Source organism: Ferribacterium limneticum (assembly GCF_020510565.1).
Classification (GTDB): domain Bacteria; phylum Pseudomonadota; class Gammaproteobacteria; order Burkholderiales; family Rhodocyclaceae; genus Azonexus; species Azonexus limneticus_B.
This window is the reverse complement of record NZ_CP075189.1, coordinates 3,829,308-3,848,283: the sequence shown is the minus strand read 5'-3', so window position 1 is coordinate 3,848,283 and position 18,976 is coordinate 3,829,308. Positions and strand designations below refer to the sequence as shown.

Genomic DNA, 18,976 nt, shown 5'->3' with positions numbered 1-18,976 from the left:
AATGAACATCGAAATCAAGAACGGCCGCGTAATTGACCCGAAAAACGGCGTTGACCGTAGCACTTCGCTATTCATTGCCGATGGCAAGGTTGCCGGGCTCGGCGAAGCGCCGGCCGGCTTTGCTGCCGACAAAACCATCGACGCTGCTGGCTGTGTTGTCTGCCCTGGCCTCATCGACCTCGGCGCCCGCCTCAACTCCATCGAAGCCGAACTGGCCGCCGCCGTCGCCGGTGGCGTGACTTCGGTCGTCGTGCCGCCCGACGCCGATCCGCCGCTTGACGAGCCGGAACTGGCCGACCGTTTGGTCCATCGCGGCGCCGAAATCGGCAAGGCGCGTGTCCTGCCTCTTGGCGCGCTGACCCTCGGCTTGCAGGGCGAACGTCTGGCTGAATTGGCGGGTCTCAAAAAAGCCGGCTGTGTCGCCTTCTCGCAGGCCAACAAGCCGGTGACCGATACCGAGGCGCTGCTCCGCGCGATGGAATACGCCGCCACTTTCGATTTCGCCATCTGGCTGCAGCCGCAGGATTACTGGCTGTCGCGCAACGGCATCGCCCATGAGGGCGAGGTGTCCAGCCGTCTCGGTCTGGCCGGCATTCCGGTCGCCGCCGAAACCATCGCCGTCGGCACCATCGTTCAACTGGTGCGCGATACCGGTTGCCGCGTGCACCTGACCCGCCTGTCGTCGGCGGCTGGTGTGGCGCTCGTCCAGCGGGCGCAGCACGAAGGTCTGCCGGTGACTTTCGACATCGGCGTCCATCACCTGCTGCTCACCGAAAACGACATCGGCTACTTCAATCCGCACGCCCGTTTCAGCCCGCCGCTGCGCGCCCAAAGCGACCGTTTGGCCTTGTCGAAAGCCGCTGCTGCGGGTCTGGCCGCCATCTGTTCCGACCACACGCCGGTTGGCGCCGACGACAAGTTGCTGCCTTTCGGCGAAGCCAAACCGGGGGCGACCGGGCTTGAAGTGTTGTTGCCGCTCACCCTGAAATGGGCCGAAGAAGCCGGCGTCAGCCTGCCTGACGCGCTGGCCCGCATCACTTCGGCGCCGGCTACTGTCCTCGGCATGCCCAGCGGTCAACTCGGCGTCGGCGTAGCGGCCGATATCTGCATCTTCGACCCGGAAGCGACCTGGCAATTGACGCCGGAAGCCCTCAAGAGCCGTGGCAAGAATTCGCCATGGACCGGCTACATGATGACCGGCAAAGTGAAGTCCACGCTGGTTGGCGGACGCGTCGTTTATCAGGCTTGAGGCGTTTTCAGTACTGATTCGCCTGGCCGTCTGAGCTGTCGATTCATGGTTTAATCGCCGCATGGATCCACAGCTCACGACGGCCACCCAGCGCATCATCAAAATCCGGCGCGACTACAACACCTGGGTAGCCAACGAAACCCTGGAAGACTACGCGCTGCGGTTTACGCCGCGCAGCTTTCGCAAATGGTCCGAGCTGCGCGTCGCCAACACGGCTTTCGGCGCGGCCTCCTTTCTGGTACTCGAAGCGGTCGGCGCGACCATGCTCGTCCAGGCTGGTTTTCTCAACGCTTTCTGGGCGATTCTCGCCACCGGCCTGATCATTTTCCTGATCGGCCTGCCGATCAGCGTCATGGCCGCCCGGCACGGGCTGGACATGGATCTGCTGACGCGCGGCGCCGGCTTCGGCTACATCGGCTCGACGATCACCTCGCTGATCTATGCCAGTTTTACCTTCATTTTCTTTGCGCTCGAAGCGGCGATCATGGCCTACGCGCTCGAGCTCGCCTTCAAAATTCCACCGGTCTGGGGCTATCTGATCTGCGCGCTGGTCGTCATCCCGCTGGTTACCCACGGCGTCACGGCGATCAGCAAACTGCAGGCATGGACCCAGCCGCTGTGGATTTTCCTGCTCGTCCTGCCCTATGCCTTCCTGTTTCTTGAAGACCCGCAGGCGCTGTCCGGACTTTGGCAATACGGTGGCGAGCGCGGCGGCGATGCCAGCTTCAATCCGCATCTGTTCGCAGCGGCGCTGACCGTCGGCATCGCGCTGGTCACCCAGATGGCCGAGCAGGTCGATTACCTGCGCTTCATGCCGGAAAAAAAGCCGGCCAACAACCGCCTCTGGTGGCTCGCCGTCATCATCGGCGGGCCCGGCTGGGTGGTTCCTGGCGTCCTCAAAATGCTCGGCGGGGCGCTGCTCGCCTGGCTCGTGCTGCGCAACGGCATCCCGGCCGAAAAGGCCGTCGATCCCAACCAGATGTACCTGATCGGCTTCTCGCACGTCTTCGACAACACGACCCTGGCTATCGCTGCGACGGCGCTGTTCGTCGTCATTTCGCAGCTCAAGATCAACGTCACCAACGCTTACGCCGGCTCGCTGGCCTGGTCGAATTTCTTTTCCCGGCTGACCCACAGTCACCCGGGGCGCGTCGTCTGGGTCGTTTTCAATACGCTGATCGCGCTGCTGCTCATGGAGCTCGATGTCTTCCAGGCGCTCGGTCAGGTCCTCGGCCTCTACTCGAACATCGCCATTTCGTGGATGGCGGCCGTTGTTGCCGACCTCATCATCAACAAGCCGCTCGGCCTGTCGCCGCCGGGGCTGGAGTTCAAGCGCAGCCACCTTTACGACATCAACCCGGTCGGCGTCGGCGCCATGGCCATTGCCTCGGCGCTGTCGGTCGGCACCTTCGTTGGATTGTTCGGCGAGGCTCTTCAGCCCTATGCACCGTTTGTCGCGCTGGTCGCTGCCTTCCTCGTTTCGCCGCTGATTGCCTGGGGAACGGGCGGACGTTACTACCTGGTTCGTCCGAAAGAGATTGCGACGGTCAACCGGAAAAAATGCTCAATTTGCGAACGCGACTACGAGGGCGAGGACATGGCTTACTGCCCCGCCTATCAGGGGCCGATCTGCTCGCTGTGCTGCACGCTTGATGCCCGCTGCCATGACCTTTGCAAGCCGCAGGCCAGCCTCGGCGCGCAATGGAACGCGGTGCTCAGGCGCATCCTGCCCAAGGCGGCGCTGCCCTATCTCGAAACCGGCCTCGGCCACTACCTGCTGCTGATGACCGGTATCGTGCCGATTCTGGCGCTCATCCTTGGCGTGCTGTACACCCACGAACTGCTGGCCCTCGGTGCGCCGGAGCAGGCAGTCATCGCCCGCCTGCAGGACAGTTTTATCAAGACCTTCGCCGCACTGCTCATGCTTTCCGGCGTCATCGCCTGGTGGATGGTGCTGACCCAGGAAAGCCGGCGCGTCGCGCAGGAGGAATCGAACCGCCAGACGCAGTTGCTCATGCAGGAAATCGAATCGCACCAGCGCACCGACGAGGCGCTGCAAAAAGCCCGCGTCGTTGCCGAGCACGCCAATCAGGCCAAGAGCCGCTACATCACGGCGATCAGCCACGAACTCCGGACGCCGCTCAACAGCATCCTCGGTTACGCCCAGATTCTCGCCGCCGACGAGGACGTGCCGCCCAATCGCGCGCAGGCGGTCAGCGTCATCCGCAAATCCGGTGACCACCTGCTGTCGGTCATCGAAGGTACGCTCGACATCGCCCGCATCGAAGGCGGCAAGCTGACGCTCGACGTCAAGGCCATGGATTTCCCCGAACTCATGCAACAGATCGTCGGCATGTTCGAGCTGCAGGCGCGCAACAAGGGTTTGTCTTTCGAGTTCCGCCCGGTCGGCGAACTGCCGGCCGTCGTCCGCGCCGACGAAAAACGCCTGCGCCAGATCCTCATCAACGTGCTCGGCAACGCCGTCAAATTCACCGTGCGCGGCGGCGTCACTTTCGGCGTCGAATGCCGGCGCGACATGGCCATCTTCGAAATCCGCGACACCGGCCCCGGCATCCCGGCTGCCGACATGGAACGCATCTTCGAACCCTTCACGCGCGGCAGCAGCGTGCAAGCCGGCGGCAGCGGCGTCGGCCTGACCATCGCCCGCATGCTGACCGACCTCATGGGCGGCGAAATGCAGGTGTCGAGCACGCCGGGCGAAGGCACGCTGTTCCGCATCCGCCTCTTCCTGCCCTCCGTGCATTCGGCGCAGGCGGCGAAGGAGCTGCCGAAACTCAACCGCATCGGCTACGTCGGCGTGCGGCGGCGCATCCTCGTTGTCGACAACGAAAAGGTCGACCGCGACCTGCTGCAAAATGTTCTCGAACCGCTCGGCTTCGTCGTCGAGCAGGCCGCCAGCGGCTACGAATGCCTGGCCGCCGTGCCGCGTTTCGCGCCGCACCTCATTTTCATGGACCTCGGCATGCCCGGCATCGACGGCTGGGAAACCATTCGCCGCCTGCGCCAGCAGGGCCACAACGAGGCCAGCATCGCCATCCTCTCGGCCAATGCCTACGACAAGGGGCTGGACAACGATGTCGGCGTGACGCCCGAGGAATTCATCGTCAAGCCGCTCAAGGTCGACGAACTGCTCACCTGGCTGGGCCGCAAGCTCGACCTCGAATGGGTGATCGCCGATGCGCCGGCTGCGGTGGCACAGACCACGCCGGCCGAACCGCTCCCCCTGCTGCCGCCTGGTGAAACCGACATGGCCGCGCTCGATGAACTAATTACCCTCGGCTACCTGCGCGGCATTCTCAACAAGCTCGCCGAAATCGAGCGGATGGATGCCTCGCACGCCGAATTCGTCCGCGTCCTGCGCGATCTTGCGCGACAATTCCAGTTCGATGCGATGAAGGAAATTCTCAGGAAAATGCGCGATGCCAGCCGTTGACCGCAACATTTCGGACATCGTCCTGATCGTGGACGATGTGCCGGAAAACCTCTCCCTGCTGCACGATGCGCTCGACGAAGCCGGCTACACCGTGCTCGTCGCGACGCACGGCGAAGCAGCGCTGCAACGCGCCCGCCAAAGCCTGCCAGACGTCATCCTGCTCGATGCGCTGATGCCCGGCATGGACGGTTTCGAAGTCGCCCGTCGCCTGAAGGCCGATTTCACGACCCAGCACATTCCCATCGTCTTCATGACCGGCCTGACCGAAACAGAGCATGTCGTCGCCGCCTTCGCCGCCGGTGGCGCCGATTACGTCACCAAGCCGATCCGCCCGGCTGAAGTGCTCGCCCGCATCGCCGCCCACATGGCCAACGCCCGCCAGATGAAGCAGGCGCGCAGCGCGCTCGACGCCTTCGGCCAGGCCACCGTCGCCGTGCGCGCCGCCGACAGCAAGGTCGTCTGGCAGACGCCGCTCGCCCGCAGCCTGCTCAACGCCTATTTCGCCAACCCCGAAACCGTCGCCCCGGAAGAACTGCTGGCCTGGATCGCCGCCGCCCTGCGCGCTCGCGCCGACGGCCGCGAGGCGCCGGCCCTGCTCGTCGCCGCAGGCAATAAACGCCTGCTCGCCTCCTTCCACGACCAGACCGGCGACGACGAATGGCTCGTCGTGCTGCGCGAAGAAAACGACGCCTCGGCCGTCGAATCCCTGATCGCCGCCTTCCGCCTGACCCAGCGCGAAGCCGAAGTGCTTTACTGGGTGGTGCAGGGCAAGACCAGCAACGACATCGGCGAAATCCTCGGCAACAGCCCGCGTACGGTCAACAAGCACCTCGAACACGTCTTCGAGAAACTCGGCGTCGAAACGCGCACGGCAGCGGCCAATCTGGCCATGAGCAAGATGCGCGGGGCCTGAGTCACGCCCGGTTACGGTCGGTCGGGGAGGATAGGCGGCTGCTCAGCCGGCGATGTCTTAGTTGATGTCGCGGCCGTTACGAGGTGGCGAGCGCACTCAGAAATCCTTCGGCATCGGCCCGGATGCACTCGAGATTCCAAGCCCGCAACCGGATGACCGTCGTCTCGAAAACTTCCGGAACGATGAAATAACCTGAAATCTCTGGGCCAACCTCGGAAAACAACCGCACGATGCTCGGGTCGCGCAGCGACGACCCGACGACAATCACCAGCTTGTCCGTTAGCAGATTGCGGACGGCCTGCCACAAATTGGGACGAAGCCGATCAAGCAGCAGCACCTCGCGCTCGTTGAGTACCAGCGACTCCGGCTGACTGACAGAACCGTGCAGATTGACGATAACTCGTTCGGGGAGCCTCGTATCGTTAATTTCCGTTGATACGATGGGGCGCGGCTGGCCGCTGACCAGATCGGCTTCCTCGAAAAGCCCGTCGTAGTTGGTCGTGATGATTTGATCAAAAACGCGCACGGCGTTGCGGTGCGCCGTCGTCGGCTGCACCCCTTGCGGCGGGCGGACCAAACTGGCTACCGCGGCAAGCAATCCGCTTCGCCCTTCTGGGAGTCCCTCGACATCCGTTGCGACGCCGGAGAATGCACTGCTCACAGGATTGGCCTGATAGTCGGGATAGTGCGCGTGCATCGCCTGAACTAGTCGTTGAGCAAAAAAAGCAGCCGAGGGCAGGCCGGCTGCCAACGAAATCCCGGCGCCGGCAAACAGCACAGCTTTCTTTGTCTTTACATGATGACTCAGGCGTGGCGGTAGCTGGGGCAAGGCCGATGAGCCAGCGGGCGCTAGGGGCAATAACGAATTGCCGGCCAATTCCGCGCGCTGGCGGATTCTTTTTTGCTGAAAATCGTCGGTCAATACATTGATGATCGATTCGCCGACCTTGCGGGCCAACTCGAAGGCATTACCAAACTCGCCAGCGATGCCGCCGCGCTCCCAACTGGCCACCAGGTCGCGGAGTGCTCCGATACCCTTCTTGTCGTTCCGGCTTAGTTTCGTTTCATGCGACAAGGTTTTGAAGAAAGCGAGCATCGGCAAGCCGAGTGCCTTGGCCTCGATCACTTCGAGATGGGTCACGGAGTACCCCGTTTCGCTCTTCTGGCCGCTATCCGGTATCCAGCCGTAACGTTCGCCAACGACCAGAACGAAGAGATCGCATGATCGAATCTCCTTGGCGATGCGATCCCAAATTTGACCTTGTCCAGGTAGCCAATCTTCTGCAATCACCGCTTCGATATTAAAGCTGCTCAGCAATTGCTCGATGGCAATCCGTTCATTGACCAAATCCTTCATCGTGCTACTGATGAATACCCGCAGTTTGCCCATGCGTTCCTCCCTTTTGGTCGATTAACGCAAAGCTGGTATGGCAATGTCAAGCGATTCACGCCATCTTAGGCAAGGGGCACGTTTTCGGGACAGTCTGCGCCGGTCAAGATTGGGGTGCGCCGGAAAATGCCTGGGGCGACTCCCTATACAGCTTTAAAGCGGGTCGAAACGTATTTCCATTGCCCTACGCAATCTAACGTATTTCTCTGGAATAACCCCGGCCGTAATCTGACGCTGCACTGCACCAATGCAGTTTGACCAGACACCAAAACCGAGGAGCTTCCATGAGCAATCGTCGCAACTTCATCAAGGCAACCGTACTTTCCGCCGCCCTGGCTTCCATTGGCATGGCCGCCCATGCCGCCGACACCATCAAGGTCGGCGTGCTGCACTCCCTGTCCGGCACCATGGCCATTTCCGAGACCGCGCTCAAGGAAACCGTGCTGATGACCATCGACGAAATCAACAAGGCTGGCGGCGTGATGGGCAAGAAGCTTGAGCCGGTCGTTGTCGACCCGGCTTCCAACTGGCCGCTGTTCGCCGAAAAGGCCCGTCAGCTGCTGACCAAGGATAAGGTTGCCGTGACCTTCGGCTGCTGGACCTCTGTTTCCCGCAAGTCGGTGTTGCCGGTTTACAAGGAACTGAACGGCCTGTTGTTCTACCCGGTTCAGTACGAGGGTGAAGAACTCGAAAAGAATGTCTTTTACACCGGCGCTGCGCCCAACCAGCAAGCCATTCCGGCCGTCGAATACCTGATGTCCAAGGATGGCGGCGAAGCCAAGCGCTTCGTGCTGCTCGGTACCGACTACGTCTATCCGCGCACCACCAACAAGATCCTGCGCGCCTTCCTGAAGTCCAAGGGCGTGGCTGACGCCGACATCATGGAAGACTACACGCCGTTCGGCCACAGCGATTACCAGACCATCATCGCCAAGATCAAGAAGTTCGCCTCCGAAGGCAAGAAGACCGCCGTCGTTTCCACCATCAACGGTGACTCCAACGTGCCGTTCTACAAGGAACTCGGCAACGCCGGCCTGAAGGCCACCGATGTGCCGGTCGTCGCCTTCTCGGTCGGCGAAGAAGAACTGCGCGGCGTCGATACCAAGCCGCTGGTCGGCCACCTGGCTTCGTGGAACTACTTCATGTCGCTCAAGAACCCGGAAAACGACAAGTTTGTGAAGATGTACCGCGACTGGGCCAAGAAGGCCAAGCTGCCGAACGCCGACAAGGTCGTGACGAACGACCCGATGGAAGCTACCTACATCGGTATCCACATGTGGAAGCAGGCCGTCGAGAAGGCCAAATCGACCGATACCGACAAGGTCATCGCCGCCATGGCCGGCCAGACTTTCAAGGCGCCGAGCGGCATCATGTCGAAGATGGACGAAAAGAACCACCACCTGCACAAGTCGGTATTCATCGGCGAAGTGAAGGCCGACGGCCAGTTCAATGTCGTCTGGAAAACCCCCGGCCCGGTCAAGGCCCAGCCGTGGAGCCCGTACATTGCCGGCAACGACAAGAAGAAGGACGAGCCGGAAATGAAGTAATCCGGAGCTACTGTCAGTCGCAGGAACGGGGGCTTCGGCCCCCGTTTTTCATTTTGGGCAAAATTTCCGGTTGACCGTGGGAATGCGGGCGGGGGCGGGGTTTGGGCCGCACTTTTGGCATCGAAAGTGCTTACTCCCTGCCGGAGGCGACGATGACCGCAGTTTTGTCTGTCATTTGTCGCACACTCATCCTGTCCTTGTTGCATTCGATACTACGGAGAGCATCGTGCCCGTACTGACTGAAAATACCACCCTGATCGCACTCAAATCGGCCAAACCCACCGGCCTGGGCATGACCCAGCTCGGCATTCCCGTGCTCGACAGCACTCAGGTGAAGAAGGGCAAGCTGCATGAATTTCTGCAGGCCACCGAGGACGGCAAGGTCGGCCGCCGTTACCAGAACATCCGGGTAACCGCGGTCAGGACAGCCGAAGGCGGCGTCGAGTCGGCCAAGGTCTTCCTGCAGTTCGAGGTCTTCGGCGACGACAACGTGCCGGAAGGCGCCTGCGGCGGCTACACGGTGGCGTTGCTGAGTTGCGCGGACGTTCTGCTGACCCTGCCGGCGAGCAGTCTCTTCCTGCCCTATGGCCGCGCCTGGTACGAGAACCAGGCGGTCTTTGACGTGCCGCTCAGCATCTTCGACAAGGCAGACCAACTGCAACTGACGGTTGCGGCCGATCGGGTTCGGCCAATCTGAGCGCTGACGGTGGTTCAGGCGGGCGGTGTGATGCCACCGGCCGCCAGCTGTCGTTCCAGCGTGTCGGCGGCGGCCGCGATATCCAGCACGCGCCGGCGCATCAGCGCCAGCATTTCGCCGAGCAGCACGGCCGGTGGTGCTTCCATGACGCCCAGGCCAACCAGCCAGCTGGCCAGGGCCGCCTCGTTGCGGTCAAGGGCACGCGCGGTTTCGCGTTGCCAGTCGCTGCCGTAGAGCAGGCGCGCGTTGTCGCGAAAGAGCCGGCGTGCAGCTTCGTCGGCGGCCGTGGCGTCAAGCGGCAGGGCAGTGCCGCCGGCCTCCTCGGCAGCCATCGGCTGCGTCTGCATGGCTTCAGCCAGACGGCTCAGTTCGGGCAGGATGGAGCGCACCAGTTCCAGGCCGCTCAGCGGCACGATCCAGCAACGGTGCTTCGCACTCCAGCGCGTTTTTGGCGCCCAGCGCAGCAGGCGCTCGATGGTGTCGGTGTACTCGGCCTTGATGATGATGGCGCGGTCGGTGGCATAAACCCACGGGTTGGCTGGCAACGGATGGGTGGTGAGGCGGGCGAGGGCTTCTTCGTCGGTCAGCATGGCAGGTGGCGTGCCGGGTTAGTCCGGAGGCACAGCCGCAACAACACTACGACTTGCCAGTTGGCGAGACGGAGGCCTTGGCCGCCGATTTTGATTTTGGCCATTATTTCCGGTTGACCGTGGAATCGCCTTTTTGGCTGCTTCAGCGATCCACGGCCTCCGGCCGGTGCCTCAGACGCGCAGCAGGGCCTTGACCAGGCGTTCCGACAATTGGTCTTCGGTGAATTGCGGTTCGTTCGGCGGGTAGAGGGAGTTTTCTTCGATCTCGAAACCCTCGGCGGCGGACAGGGCACGGAGTTCCTTGATTTTCAGGCAGGCCTTCAACTGGGCGCCCAGTTCGGGATTGGCTCTGGCTTTTTCAGAAAAGGCCTTGATCGGTGCAACGGACATGATTTCTCCTTGGGTTAAAACAAAATGGGCATTGCTTTGGCAGCCGGGTCAGGCCGGAAAGTCGAGCGTTTCCGGATCGTCTCCGGCGTTCTGAATCACGGCCTGGGCCAGCCTGCCGTCCGAGTGATAGTGGTAATCGTGACAAACCTCGATCTCGCCATAAACCATCTTCTCGCAGCGTTTCAGCAAGCCGCCGGCGTCAAACGCCCCACGGTAGAAAGTGTTGCGGTTGCGCATGTCGTCAGCGGCGAGTTCGCCCACCAGATTGAGTGGCAGGCGAGCCCCGCTGTAGCTCGTGAAGTAGCGGATCGTCAGATCGGAGGAGGTCATGGCTGGTTCAGGATTGTCGGATAGACCACAAAAACCCGCCAAAAAAGCAGGTCAGGGACTGAACTAGCAAATTCAGGACCAAGGCGCGCCCGGCGGGGCCAAAGCCCTACGCAATTCATCGTATTCCTGATCGCCGGCCCGCCCCGTAATCTGTCGTTGCACTGCACAAATTGCGGACGGGAATTTGATGAAAAAAACGCTAATAACACTATTGCTCAGCCTCGGCAGCCTGTCGGCGCAGGCCGCGCTCGACCCGGCGCAGGTGCGCCAGCTGGCCGCCGAGGATTCGACCGACAAGGTGGCGGCCATCCGCCAACTGACCCAGATGGCCGACCCGGACGCCGTGCGCGTCCTCAAGGCAATGGCGGAAGACAGCCTGTTCCTGGCCGGCGACAAGGTGGTGATCATCGATGGCGACAAGGCTTTCGATGGGGCGACCGGCGAAGCGATCAAGATGCCGGCCAACCCGGAGTCGCCGACCGTCAACAACCGAATTCGGGGTGAATTGGCCAGCGCGCTGGCCGCGCTAAAGTTGTTCGACGCTGATGTGAGCGTCCGCCTCGCTTCCGCCCAGAAACTGCAAAGCCAGGTCACGCCGGAAATGGCGCCGCTGCTGGCGCGGGCGCTGGAGAAAGAGACCGACGCGCAGATCAAGGCCCTGCTCGTCCTTGCCCACGCCCAGGCAAATCTCGCCAACACCGACCCCGCCGCCCGTCTCGCCGCCGTCCAGGCGCTGGCCGAAACCTCTTCGCCCACCATCAAGAGCGTCCTCCTGCCGCTCACCGAAAAGGCCGGCGAGGCCGATGACAAGGTGCGCTACGAAGCCATTGCCGCGGTGAAAGCCATCGACAGCCGGCTGGCGATCGCCGAGAACGTCGGCCGCGCCTTCTCCGGCCTGTCGCTGGGCAGCATCCTGCTGCTTGGCGCACTCGGGCTGGCCATCACCTACGGCGTCATGGGCATCATCAACATGGCGCACGGCGAGCTGTTGATGGTCGGCGCCTACGCCACCTACGGCATGCAGACGCTGTTCCGCGCCTACTTCCCGGAAGCCATCGACTGGTACCTGCCGGCCGCCATCCCGGTCGCCTTCTTCGCCGCCGCGCTGGTCGGCGTCGTCATGGAGCGCACGGTCATCCGCTGGCTCTATGGCCGCACGCTGGAAACCCTGCTCGCCACCTGGGGCCTGTCGCTGGTCCTGATCCAGTCGGCGCGCGTGCTGTTCGGCGCGCAGAACGTCGAAGTCTCGAACCCGAGCTGGATGTCGGGCGGCATCGAGGTCATGCCCAACCTGATTCTGCCGTGGAACCGCATCATCATCGTCGGCTTCGCCATGTTCGTGCTCTTCCTCGTCTGGGTGCTGATGAACAAGACGCGCCTCGGCATGTTCGTCCGCGCCGTGACACAGAACCGCCCGATGGCCGGCTGCGTCGGCGTGCCGACTTCGCGCATCGACACCATGGCCTTCGCGCTGGGCGCCGGCATCGCCGGGCTGGGCGGCGTCGCGCTCTCCCAAATCTCCAACGTCGGCCCGGACATGGGCCAGGGCTACATCGTCGATTCATTCATGGTCGTCGTCGTCGGCGGCGTCGGGCAACTCGCCGGCGCGGTCTGGGCGGCGCTCGGCCTGGGCATCTTCAGCAAACTGCTCGAAGGCTGGGCCGGGGCGGTCATCGCCAAGATCAGCATCCTCGTCTGCATCATCATCTTCATCCAGAAACGGCCGCAGGGCATCTTCGCCCTCAAGGGCCGTTTCGTCGAGTAAGGCTGAAAACGTCATGAACACGCGCAACAACCTAACCCCCCCCAGCCCCCCCTTGTCAGGGTGGGAGTGCGCCAGCGGTGAATTGACCACCTCTCCCTCCCCTGAGAAGGGGAGGGCCGGGGAGGGGTTTGCCTTTTACCTACTCCCCGCCCGGAGCCACCATGCGTAAGCCCCTCACCCTCCGCATCCTGTCCTCCCTCGACGCTAAAAGCTGGATCGCCCTCGGCATCTTCCTCGCCCTCGCGCTAATCGTCGTCCCGGTCCTCCACCTCAACTTCCCCGAAGACAGCGCCCTGCACGTTTCGACCTACGCCATCACGCTGATCGGCAAGATCATGTGCTACGCGCTGGTCGCCGTAGCGATGGACCTGATCTGGGGCTACGGCGGCATCCTGTCGCTCGGCCATGGGCTGTTCTTCGCCCTCGGCGGCTACGCCTTCGGCATGTACCTGATGCGCCAGATCGGTCGCGACGGTTCCTACGGCGCCGACCTGCCCGATTTCATGGTCTTCCTCGACTGGAAGGAACTGCCCTGGTTCTGGGTCGGCAGCGACAGCTTCGGCTGGGTCGCCTTCCTGGTCATGGCCGTGCCGGCGCTGGTCGCTTTCGTCTTCGGCTACTTCGCCTTCCGCTCGCGGATCAAGGGCGTCTATTTCTCGATCATCACCCAGGCCCTGACCTACGCCGCGATGCTGCTTTTCTTCCGCAACGAGACCGGCTTCGGTGGTAACAACGGCTTCACCGACTTCAAGCGCGTGCTCGGGTACACGATCACCTCGTCGGAAACGCGGCTGGTGCTGTTCGGCCTGACCGCCATCATGCTCGCCGTGACACTGGTCTTCGCCGCCTGGCTGGTCAAGTCGAAGTTCGGCCGCGTGCTCACCGCCATCCGCGATGCCGAATCTCGCGTCATGTTCATCGGCTACAACCCGCTCTGGTACAAGCTGACCATCTGGGTCATCTCGGCCGTGCTCTGTGGCATTGCCGGAGCGCTCTACGTGCCGCAGGTCGGCATCATCAACCCGTCCGAAATGAGCCCGGCCAACTCGATTGAAATCGCCATCTGGGTCGCGGTCGGCGGGCGCGGCACGCTGATCGGGCCGATCATCGGCGCCTTCGTCGTCAATCTCGCCAAGAGCTGGTTCACGGTGAGCTTCCCCGAATACTGGCTGTTCTTCCTCGGCCTGCTCTTCATCGTCGTGACGCTGATGCTGCCGCAAGGCCTGGTCGGCCTGTGGAAGAAAATCATGGCGAAGAAAGGAGCGGAAACATGCTGAACACCGTCGATCTATTCGAGGACGACCGTCCGGAGGGCAGCGACGGCGCCGACCAGATGGGCCACCTCGTCACTGGCGAGCTCGACCTGTCGCATGGCGTCGCGCTCTACCTCGAAGACATCACCGTCAGTTTCGACGGCTTCAAGGCGCTCAACAACCTGAACCTGGCGATCAATGCCGGCGAACTGCGCTGCATCATCGGCCCCAACGGCGCCGGAAAGACGACGATGATGGACGTCATCACCGGCAAGACGCGGCCTGATTCGGGCAAGGCCTTCTTCGGCCAGTCCATCGACCTGACCCGCCTGACCGAGCCCGAAATCGCTCACGTCGGCATCGGCCGCAAATTCCAGAAGCCGACCATCTTCGAGCAGCACACCGTCTTCGAAAACCTCGAACTGGCCATGAAGACCGACAAGCGCGTCTGGAAAAGCCTGATGGCCTGGCTGGCTGGCGACGAGCGCGACAAGATCGCCGAAACCCTGCGCCTGATTCGCCTTGATGGCCAAGCTGACCGCCAGGCCGGCCTGCTCTCACACGGCCAGAAACAGTGGCTGGAAATCGGCATGCTACTCATGCAGGAACCGAAGCTGCTGCTGCTCGACGAGCCGGTTGCCGGCATGACCGATGACGAAACCATGCGCACCGCGGAGCTGTTCGTCTCCCTGGCTGGCAAGCATTCGCTGGTCGTCGTCGAACACGACATGGCCTTCGTCGAAAAGCTCGGCGGCCTCGTCACCGTGCTGCACGAAGGCTCAGTGCTGGCCGAAGGCGATCTCGCCACGGTGCAGAACGACCAGCGCGTCATCGAGGTGTATCTCGGCCGCTGAGTCGGCCGCTGTACGGATTTCATTTTTGGGCAATTTTTCCGGTTGACCGTCGAAACCCCGGCAGCCACCCCGAACAGGACAAAACATCATGTTGAAAGTCGATACCCTCAACCAGGCCTACGGCGGCAGCCACATCCTGCGCGGCCTCAGCTTCGAGGTCAAAACCGGCGAAGTCACCACCCTGCTCGGTCGCAACGGCGTCGGCAAAACCACGCTGCTCAAGTCGCTGATGGGCCTGGTCAAGACCAAATCCGGCTCGATCACCTTCGACGGCAAGGACATCACCCACCTGCCACCGCACGAGCGCGTCAAGGCCGGCATCGGCTTTGTCCCCCAAGGTCGCGAGATATTCCCGCGCCTGACCGTCGAAGAAAACCTGCTCATGGGCCTCGCCACAAAACCCGGTAGCACGCCCATCCCGCAACGCATCTTCGACATGTTCCCGGTCCTCAAGCAGATGATGCACCGCCGCGGCGGCGACCTTTCCGGCGGCCAGCAACAACAACTCGCCATCGGTCGCGCCCTCGCCATGGGCCCGAAACTGCTCATCCTCGACGAACCCACCGAGGGCATCCAGCCATCGATCATCAAGGACATCGAACGCGCCATCCGCATGCTGGCCGAAACCGGCGAAATGGCCATCCTGCTCGTCGAGCAGTACTACGATTTCGCCGAATCACTGGCCGACCAATACCTGCTCATGGAACGCGGTGAATTCATCATGCGCGGCCGGGGTGAAACGATGCCGCAGGACGGTGTGCGGGAGGCGTTGGCCGTGTGATTCCGCAGTCTTCAGCGCCTCGAATCCAATAGCGGGGGATTTCGATTAGTTAAATAAATTAAATATTTTCACAATTCTGTCATCAATAAACCATGTAGATCGTTTTACAGTGAATCACCTTCTCTATTTTCATGATCCGGGCATGCTCAACAACACGTTGATTTTCACCATCAGCCTCCTGCTGGCGCTGGCCACGCTCGGATCACCGTTGCCCATGACACGAAAAGGGAAGGGAATTCGGATCGTTGCACTCGTCGCTTTGTATCTCGGCGCGGTGCTTGGCACGCTATGGATTTTCGATGGCAAATCGGCACTGGCCATTTTGGAGCTGGGATTATTGCTGACGGGGATTGCCAAGTTGATCGCAATGAATTTCAGGATTGTTCACTCCGCCCGCTACCCGAAACACTGGCGCTGCTACTGACGGTTGGTTCGAACACGCAAGGGCGTGCGCATTACTGCGTATTCCCGTCGACCTTTGCTTTCCCGGATAATCCGGCCATGACCTCGCGCCTTCCTGTGTCTCTGCCCGAGCATTCGCCGAGCTGGCATGCCGAGTTGCATCTTGGCTTCGCCCGCCAGGGCGAACGCACGGTGCTGCGCGAAAACCGGCATCGCGGGCCGTTGCGGGTGCAGAAGGCGCTGTATCCGGAGGGCGATGCGCTCTGTCAGGCCATCTTGCTGCACCCTCCATCCGGCATTGCAGGCGGCGACCATCTGGCTATTTCGGCCGAGCTTGGTGCCGAAGCGCATGCCCAACTGACGACGCCGGGGGCTGGCAAGTGGTACCGCAGCGGTGGTGCCGAGGCTTCGCAGTGCATCGCTTTTTCGGTGGGGGAGGGCGCCACGCTGGAATGGCTGCCGCAGGAAACCATCGTTTTCGACGGCGCCCGGGCGCGCATGGAAACCCGTGTTTCATTGGCCGCTAACAGCCGTTATATCGGCTGGGACATCCTTTGCCTCGGTCGTGCGGCGGCAGGCGAGCGTTTTGAGAAGGGGCGTTTTGACCTGTTTTTTCGGGTTGACCGTGGCAATGCGCCGATCTGGCTTGAGCGCGGCGGTTTCGATGGCAACGACGCCATGTTGAGCAGCCCGGCCGGCTGGGCTGGCGCCACGGTGTGCGGCACCTTGCTGTGCGCCTTTCCCGAATTGCCGCAGCAGGCGGCGGCCCTGCTCGAAGCCTGCCGCAAGGTCATCCCCGCCGATGGCGCCAATCACGGCCTGAGCGCCTTGCCCGGCATGCTCGTCGCCCGCTATCTCGGTGACAGCAGCGAGGCTGCCCGTTTGTGGTTCGCCGAGCTGTGGGCCATCCTGCGCCCGGCCTGTTGCGGTCGCCCGGCCGTTACCCCCCGAATCTGGAATACCTGAGGAGTCTTCATGGAACTGACACCCCGCGAAAAAGACAAGCTGCTGATCTTTACCGCCGGCCTGCTCGCCGAACGGCGCCAGGCCAAGGGCCTGAAGCTCAACTACCCGGAAGCCGTGGCGCTGATCACCTGCGCCATCATGGAAGGCGCCCGCGAAGGCAGGACCGTCGCCGAACTGATGCACGCCGGCACGCAGGTATTGACCCGCGCCGACGTGATGGACGGCATCGCCGAGCTGATCCCGGAAATCCAGGTCGAAGCGACTTTCCCGGACGGCACCAAGCTGGTCACCGTGCATAACCCCATCATTTGAGGCGCTGACATGATCCCCGGAGAACTCCTCGCCGAACCCGGCGAACTCGAACTCAACGCCGGCCGGCCGACGATCACGCTGGTTGTCGCCAACACCGGCGACCGGCCGATCCAAGTCGGCTCGCACTATCACTTCTACGAAACCAATGCCGGCCTGAGCTTTGATCGCGAAGCAGCCCGTGGCTTCCGCCTCGACATCGCTGCCGGGACCGCCGTCCGCTTCGAGCCGGGGCAGACGCGTACCGTGCAACTCGTGGCATTGGCCGGTGACCGGAAGGTTTACGGTTTCCGTGGCTTGATTCAGGGGGCGCTGTAATGAGCACAAAGATTACCCGTCAGGCTTACGCCGAAATGTTCGGCCCGACGACCGGCGACCGCCTCCGTCTGGCTGACACCGAGCTGATCATCGAGGTCGAGAAGGACCACACGATCTACGGCGAGGAGGTCAAATTCGGCGGCGGCAAGGTCATCCGCGACGGCATGGGTCAGGGCCAGCGCGTCTCGGCGGAAACCGTCGATACCGTCATCACCAACGCCCTGATCGTCGACGCCGTAACCGGCATCGTCAAGGCTGACATCGGCTTGAAGGACGGCCGAATCGCCGCCATCGGCAAGGCCGGCAATCCGGACATCCAGCCCGGTGTCACGATAGTCATCGGCCCCGGCACCGAGGTCATCGCCGGCGAAGGCATGATCGTCACGGCCGGCGGCATCGACAGCCACATCCATTTCATCTGCCCGCAGCAGATCGACGAAGCGCTCTACTCCGGCGTCACCACGATGATCGGCGGCGGTACCGGCCCCGCGACCGGCACCTTCGCCACCACCTGCACACCGGGCCCATGGCACATCCACCGTATGCTCGAAGCCGCCGATGCTTTCCCGATGAACCTCGGCTTCCTCGGCAAAGGCAACGCCAGCCTGCCGGAAGCCCTGCGCGAACAGGTCGAGGCCGGGGCGATGGGCCTCAAGCTGCACGAAGACTGGGGCACGACACCGGCCGCCATCGACTGCTGCCTGACGGTGGCCGACGAGATGGACGTCCAGGTCGCCATCCACTCCGACACGCTCAACGAATCGGGCTTCGTCGAAGCGACGCTGGGCGCCTTCAAGGGTCGCACCATCCACACCTTCCACACCGAAGGCGCCGGCGGCGGCCATGCGCCGGACATCATCAAGGCAGCCGGCCTGCCCAACGTCCTGCCCAGCTCGACCAACCCGACCATGCCGTACACGGTCAATACCATCGACGAGCATCTCGACATGCTGATGGTTTGCCACCACCTCGACCCGAGCATCGCCGAGGACATCGCTTTCGCCGAAAGCCGCATCCGCCGCGAAACCATTGCCGCCGAAGACATCCTGCACGACCTCGGCGCCTTCTCGATGATGTCGTCCGATTCGCAGGCCATGGGCCGCGTCGGCGAAGTCATCATCCGCACCTGGCAGGCGGCGCACAAGATGAAACTGCAGCGCGGCGCTTTGCCGGAGGACAACGCCCGCAACGACAATTTCCGCGTCAAGCGCTATATCGCCAAATACACCATCAACCCGGCGCTGACCCACGGCATCGCCCACACCGTCGGCTCCATCGAAGTCGGCAAGCTGGCCGACCTGGTGCTGTGGAAACCGGCCTTCTTCGGCGTCAAACCGTCGCTCATTTTGAAAGGCGGCATGATCGCCGCCGCCGCCATGGGCGACCCCAACGCCTCGATCCCGACGCCGCAGCCGGTGCATTACCGGCCGATGTTCGGCAGCTTCGGCAAGGCGCTGAAAACCTCGGTGACTTTTGTTTCGCAGGCGGCTTTGAAGAATCCGGCCGTCGCCGCGCTCGGCTTGAGCAAGCCGCTGGTCGCCGTCTCCGGCACGCGCGCGCTGCAGAAATCGGACATGGTGCACAACGGTGCGACGCCGGAAATTACCGTCGATCCGGAAACCTACGTGGTCATGGCGGACGGTGTGCATCTCTTCTGCGAGCCGGCGACCGAACTGCCGCTGGCGCAGCGCTACTTCCTGTTTTGAGGGCTTATGAATCACACAAAAGCAAACCCCTCCCCGACCCTCCCCTTGTCAGGGGAGGGAGT

At 62.5% G+C, this 18,976-nt stretch carries 18 protein-coding genes; 14 read left to right on the top strand and 4 right to left on the bottom strand.

What is annotated here, in order from left to right:
* Position 1: 1 nt before the first annotated feature.
* The 3 genes from KI610_RS18470 to KI610_RS18460 all read left to right on the top strand — a co-directional run bounded on the left by KI610_RS18470 (position 2) and on the right by KI610_RS18460 (position 5,616).
* The gene (locus KI610_RS18470; protein ID WP_226496402.1) at positions 2-1,249 is read left to right on the top strand and encodes a dihydroorotase; all 1,248 of its coding nucleotides are present in this window, start codon (positions 2-4) and stop codon (positions 1,247-1,249) included.
* Positions 1,250-1,310: 61 nt separating this feature from the next.
* A complete protein-coding gene (locus KI610_RS18465; protein WP_226496401.1) occupies positions 1,311-4,703 on the top strand; it encodes a hybrid sensor histidine kinase/response regulator in 3,393 nt (1,130 codons plus the stop codon).
* Entirely contained in the window at positions 4,690-5,616 is a 927-nt protein-coding gene (locus tag KI610_RS18460; protein WP_226496400.1) for a response regulator transcription factor, read from the top strand. The genes KI610_RS18465 and KI610_RS18460 overlap by 14 nt, the downstream gene beginning before the upstream one ends.
* Positions 5,617-5,692: 76 nt before the next feature.
* Here KI610_RS18460 and KI610_RS18455 read toward each other — a convergent pair whose 3' ends face one another.
* Entirely contained in the window at positions 5,693-7,006 is a 1,314-nt protein-coding gene (locus KI610_RS18455) for a DUF4062 domain-containing protein (RefSeq protein WP_226496399.1), read from the bottom strand.
* A gap of 284 nt (positions 7,007-7,290) precedes the next feature.
* On the opposite strand from KI610_RS18455, the gene urtA reads away from it, so the two are divergent.
* Together urtA and KI610_RS18445 are read left to right on the top strand one after the other, a co-directional pair.
* The gene (urtA, locus tag KI610_RS18450; protein WP_264179050.1) at positions 7,291-8,553 is read left to right on the top strand and encodes an urea ABC transporter substrate-binding protein; all 1,263 of its coding nucleotides are present in this window, start codon (positions 7,291-7,293) and stop codon (positions 8,551-8,553) included.
* A gap of 226 nt (positions 8,554-8,779) precedes the next feature.
* The gene (locus tag KI610_RS18445; RefSeq protein WP_226496398.1) at positions 8,780-9,250 is read left to right on the top strand and encodes a hypothetical protein; all 471 of its coding nucleotides are present in this window, start codon (positions 8,780-8,782) and stop codon (positions 9,248-9,250) included.
* 14 nt (positions 9,251-9,264) lie between these two features.
* Here KI610_RS18445 and KI610_RS18440 read toward each other — a convergent pair whose 3' ends face one another.
* The 3 genes from KI610_RS18440 to KI610_RS18430 form a co-directional block, all read right to left on the bottom strand.
* Positions 9,265-9,840 carry a hypothetical protein gene (locus tag KI610_RS18440; protein ID WP_226496397.1) on the bottom strand — a complete coding sequence of 192 codons (576 nt, stop codon included), beginning with the start codon at positions 9,838-9,840 and terminating at the stop codon, positions 9,265-9,267.
* A gap of 171 nt (positions 9,841-10,011) precedes the next feature.
* Positions 10,012-10,230, bottom strand: coding sequence for a Nif11-like leader peptide family natural product precursor (locus KI610_RS18435; RefSeq protein ID WP_226496396.1), 219 nt, complete (start codon positions 10,228-10,230; stop codon positions 10,012-10,014).
* Positions 10,231-10,278: 48 nt separating this feature from the next.
* A complete protein-coding gene (locus KI610_RS18430) occupies positions 10,279-10,560 on the bottom strand; it encodes a DUF6156 family protein (RefSeq protein ID WP_226496395.1) in 282 nt (93 codons plus the stop codon).
* 187 nt (positions 10,561-10,747) lie between these two features.
* Between KI610_RS18430 and urtB the strand changes: the two genes are divergently transcribed.
* The 9 genes from urtB (at position 10,748) to ureC (ending at position 18,914) form a co-directional block, all read left to right on the top strand.
* The gene (gene urtB / locus KI610_RS18425; RefSeq protein ID WP_226496394.1) at positions 10,748-12,325 is read left to right on the top strand and encodes an urea ABC transporter permease subunit UrtB; all 1,578 of its coding nucleotides are present in this window, start codon (positions 10,748-10,750) and stop codon (positions 12,323-12,325) included.
* 161 nt (positions 12,326-12,486) lie between these two features.
* The gene (gene urtC, locus KI610_RS18420) at positions 12,487-13,602 is read left to right on the top strand and encodes an urea ABC transporter permease subunit UrtC (RefSeq protein WP_226496393.1); all 1,116 of its coding nucleotides are present in this window, start codon (positions 12,487-12,489) and stop codon (positions 13,600-13,602) included.
* Between the two features lie 56 nt (positions 13,603-13,658).
* Positions 13,659-14,432, top strand: coding sequence for an urea ABC transporter ATP-binding protein UrtD (gene urtD, locus KI610_RS18415; protein WP_226498575.1), 774 nt, complete (start codon positions 13,659-13,661; stop codon positions 14,430-14,432).
* A gap of 88 nt (positions 14,433-14,520) precedes the next feature.
* Positions 14,521-15,213 (top strand): urea ABC transporter ATP-binding subunit UrtE, encoded by a 693-nt coding sequence (urtE, locus tag KI610_RS18410; protein ID WP_226402579.1) that lies wholly within the window; start codon positions 14,521-14,523, stop codon positions 15,211-15,213.
* Positions 15,214-15,355: 142 nt separating this feature from the next.
* Positions 15,356-15,637 carry a hypothetical protein gene (locus tag KI610_RS18405; protein ID WP_226496392.1) on the top strand — a complete coding sequence of 94 codons (282 nt, stop codon included), beginning with the start codon at positions 15,356-15,358 and terminating at the stop codon, positions 15,635-15,637.
* 77 nt (positions 15,638-15,714) lie between these two features.
* On the top strand, positions 15,715-16,581 hold the full coding sequence (locus tag KI610_RS18400; protein WP_226496391.1) for an urease accessory protein UreD: 867 nt from the start codon (positions 15,715-15,717) through the stop codon (positions 16,579-16,581).
* 9 nt (positions 16,582-16,590) lie between these two features.
* Positions 16,591-16,893, top strand: coding sequence for an urease subunit gamma (gene ureA, locus KI610_RS18395; protein WP_226496390.1), 303 nt, complete (start codon positions 16,591-16,593; stop codon positions 16,891-16,893).
* A 9-nt stretch (positions 16,894-16,902) separates the two neighbouring features.
* Positions 16,903-17,208, top strand: coding sequence for an urease subunit beta (locus KI610_RS18390; RefSeq protein ID WP_226496389.1), 306 nt, complete (start codon positions 16,903-16,905; stop codon positions 17,206-17,208).
* Positions 17,208-18,914: an urease subunit alpha gene (gene ureC / locus KI610_RS18385; RefSeq protein ID WP_226496388.1), complete on the top strand. Its 1,707-nt coding sequence runs from the start codon at positions 17,208-17,210 to the stop codon at positions 18,912-18,914. The genes KI610_RS18390 and ureC overlap by 1 nt, the downstream gene beginning before the upstream one ends.
* Positions 18,915-18,976 lie beyond the last annotated feature (62 nt).

Coding starts and splice junctions, on each gene's coding strand:
- KI610_RS18470 (WP_226496402.1), top strand. CDS start 2: ATGAACATCGAAATCAAGAACGGCCGCGTAATTGACCCGAAAAACGGC.
- KI610_RS18465 (WP_226496401.1), top strand. CDS start 1,311: ATGGATCCACAGCTCACGACGGCCACCCAGCGCATCATCAAAATCCGG.
- KI610_RS18460 (WP_226496400.1), top strand. CDS start 4,690: ATGCCAGCCGTTGACCGCAACATTTCGGACATCGTCCTGATCGTGGAC.
- KI610_RS18455 (WP_226496399.1), bottom strand. CDS start 7,006: ATGGGCAAACTGCGGGTATTCATCAGTAGCACGATGAAGGATTTGGTC.
- urtA (WP_264179050.1), top strand. CDS start 7,291: ATGAGCAATCGTCGCAACTTCATCAAGGCAACCGTACTTTCCGCCGCC.
- KI610_RS18440 (WP_226496397.1), bottom strand. CDS start 9,840: ATGCTGACCGACGAAGAAGCCCTCGCCCGCCTCACCACCCATCCGTTG.
- KI610_RS18435 (WP_226496396.1), bottom strand. CDS start 10,230: ATGTCCGTTGCACCGATCAAGGCCTTTTCTGAAAAAGCCAGAGCCAAT.
- KI610_RS18430 (WP_226496395.1), bottom strand. CDS start 10,560: ATGACCTCCTCCGATCTGACGATCCGCTACTTCACGAGCTACAGCGGG.
- urtB (WP_226496394.1), top strand. CDS start 10,748: ATGAAAAAAACGCTAATAACACTATTGCTCAGCCTCGGCAGCCTGTCG.
- urtC (WP_226496393.1), top strand. CDS start 12,487: ATGCGTAAGCCCCTCACCCTCCGCATCCTGTCCTCCCTCGACGCTAAA.
- urtD (WP_226498575.1), top strand. CDS start 13,659: ATGGGCCACCTCGTCACTGGCGAGCTCGACCTGTCGCATGGCGTCGCG.
- urtE (WP_226402579.1), top strand. CDS start 14,521: ATGTTGAAAGTCGATACCCTCAACCAGGCCTACGGCGGCAGCCACATC.
- KI610_RS18405 (WP_226496392.1), top strand. CDS start 15,356: ATGCTCAACAACACGTTGATTTTCACCATCAGCCTCCTGCTGGCGCTG.
- KI610_RS18400 (WP_226496391.1), top strand. CDS start 15,715: ATGACCTCGCGCCTTCCTGTGTCTCTGCCCGAGCATTCGCCGAGCTGG.
- ureA (WP_226496390.1), top strand. CDS start 16,591: ATGGAACTGACACCCCGCGAAAAAGACAAGCTGCTGATCTTTACCGCC.
- KI610_RS18390 (WP_226496389.1), top strand. CDS start 16,903: ATGATCCCCGGAGAACTCCTCGCCGAACCCGGCGAACTCGAACTCAAC.
- ureC (WP_226496388.1), top strand. CDS start 17,208: ATGAGCACAAAGATTACCCGTCAGGCTTACGCCGAAATGTTCGGCCCG.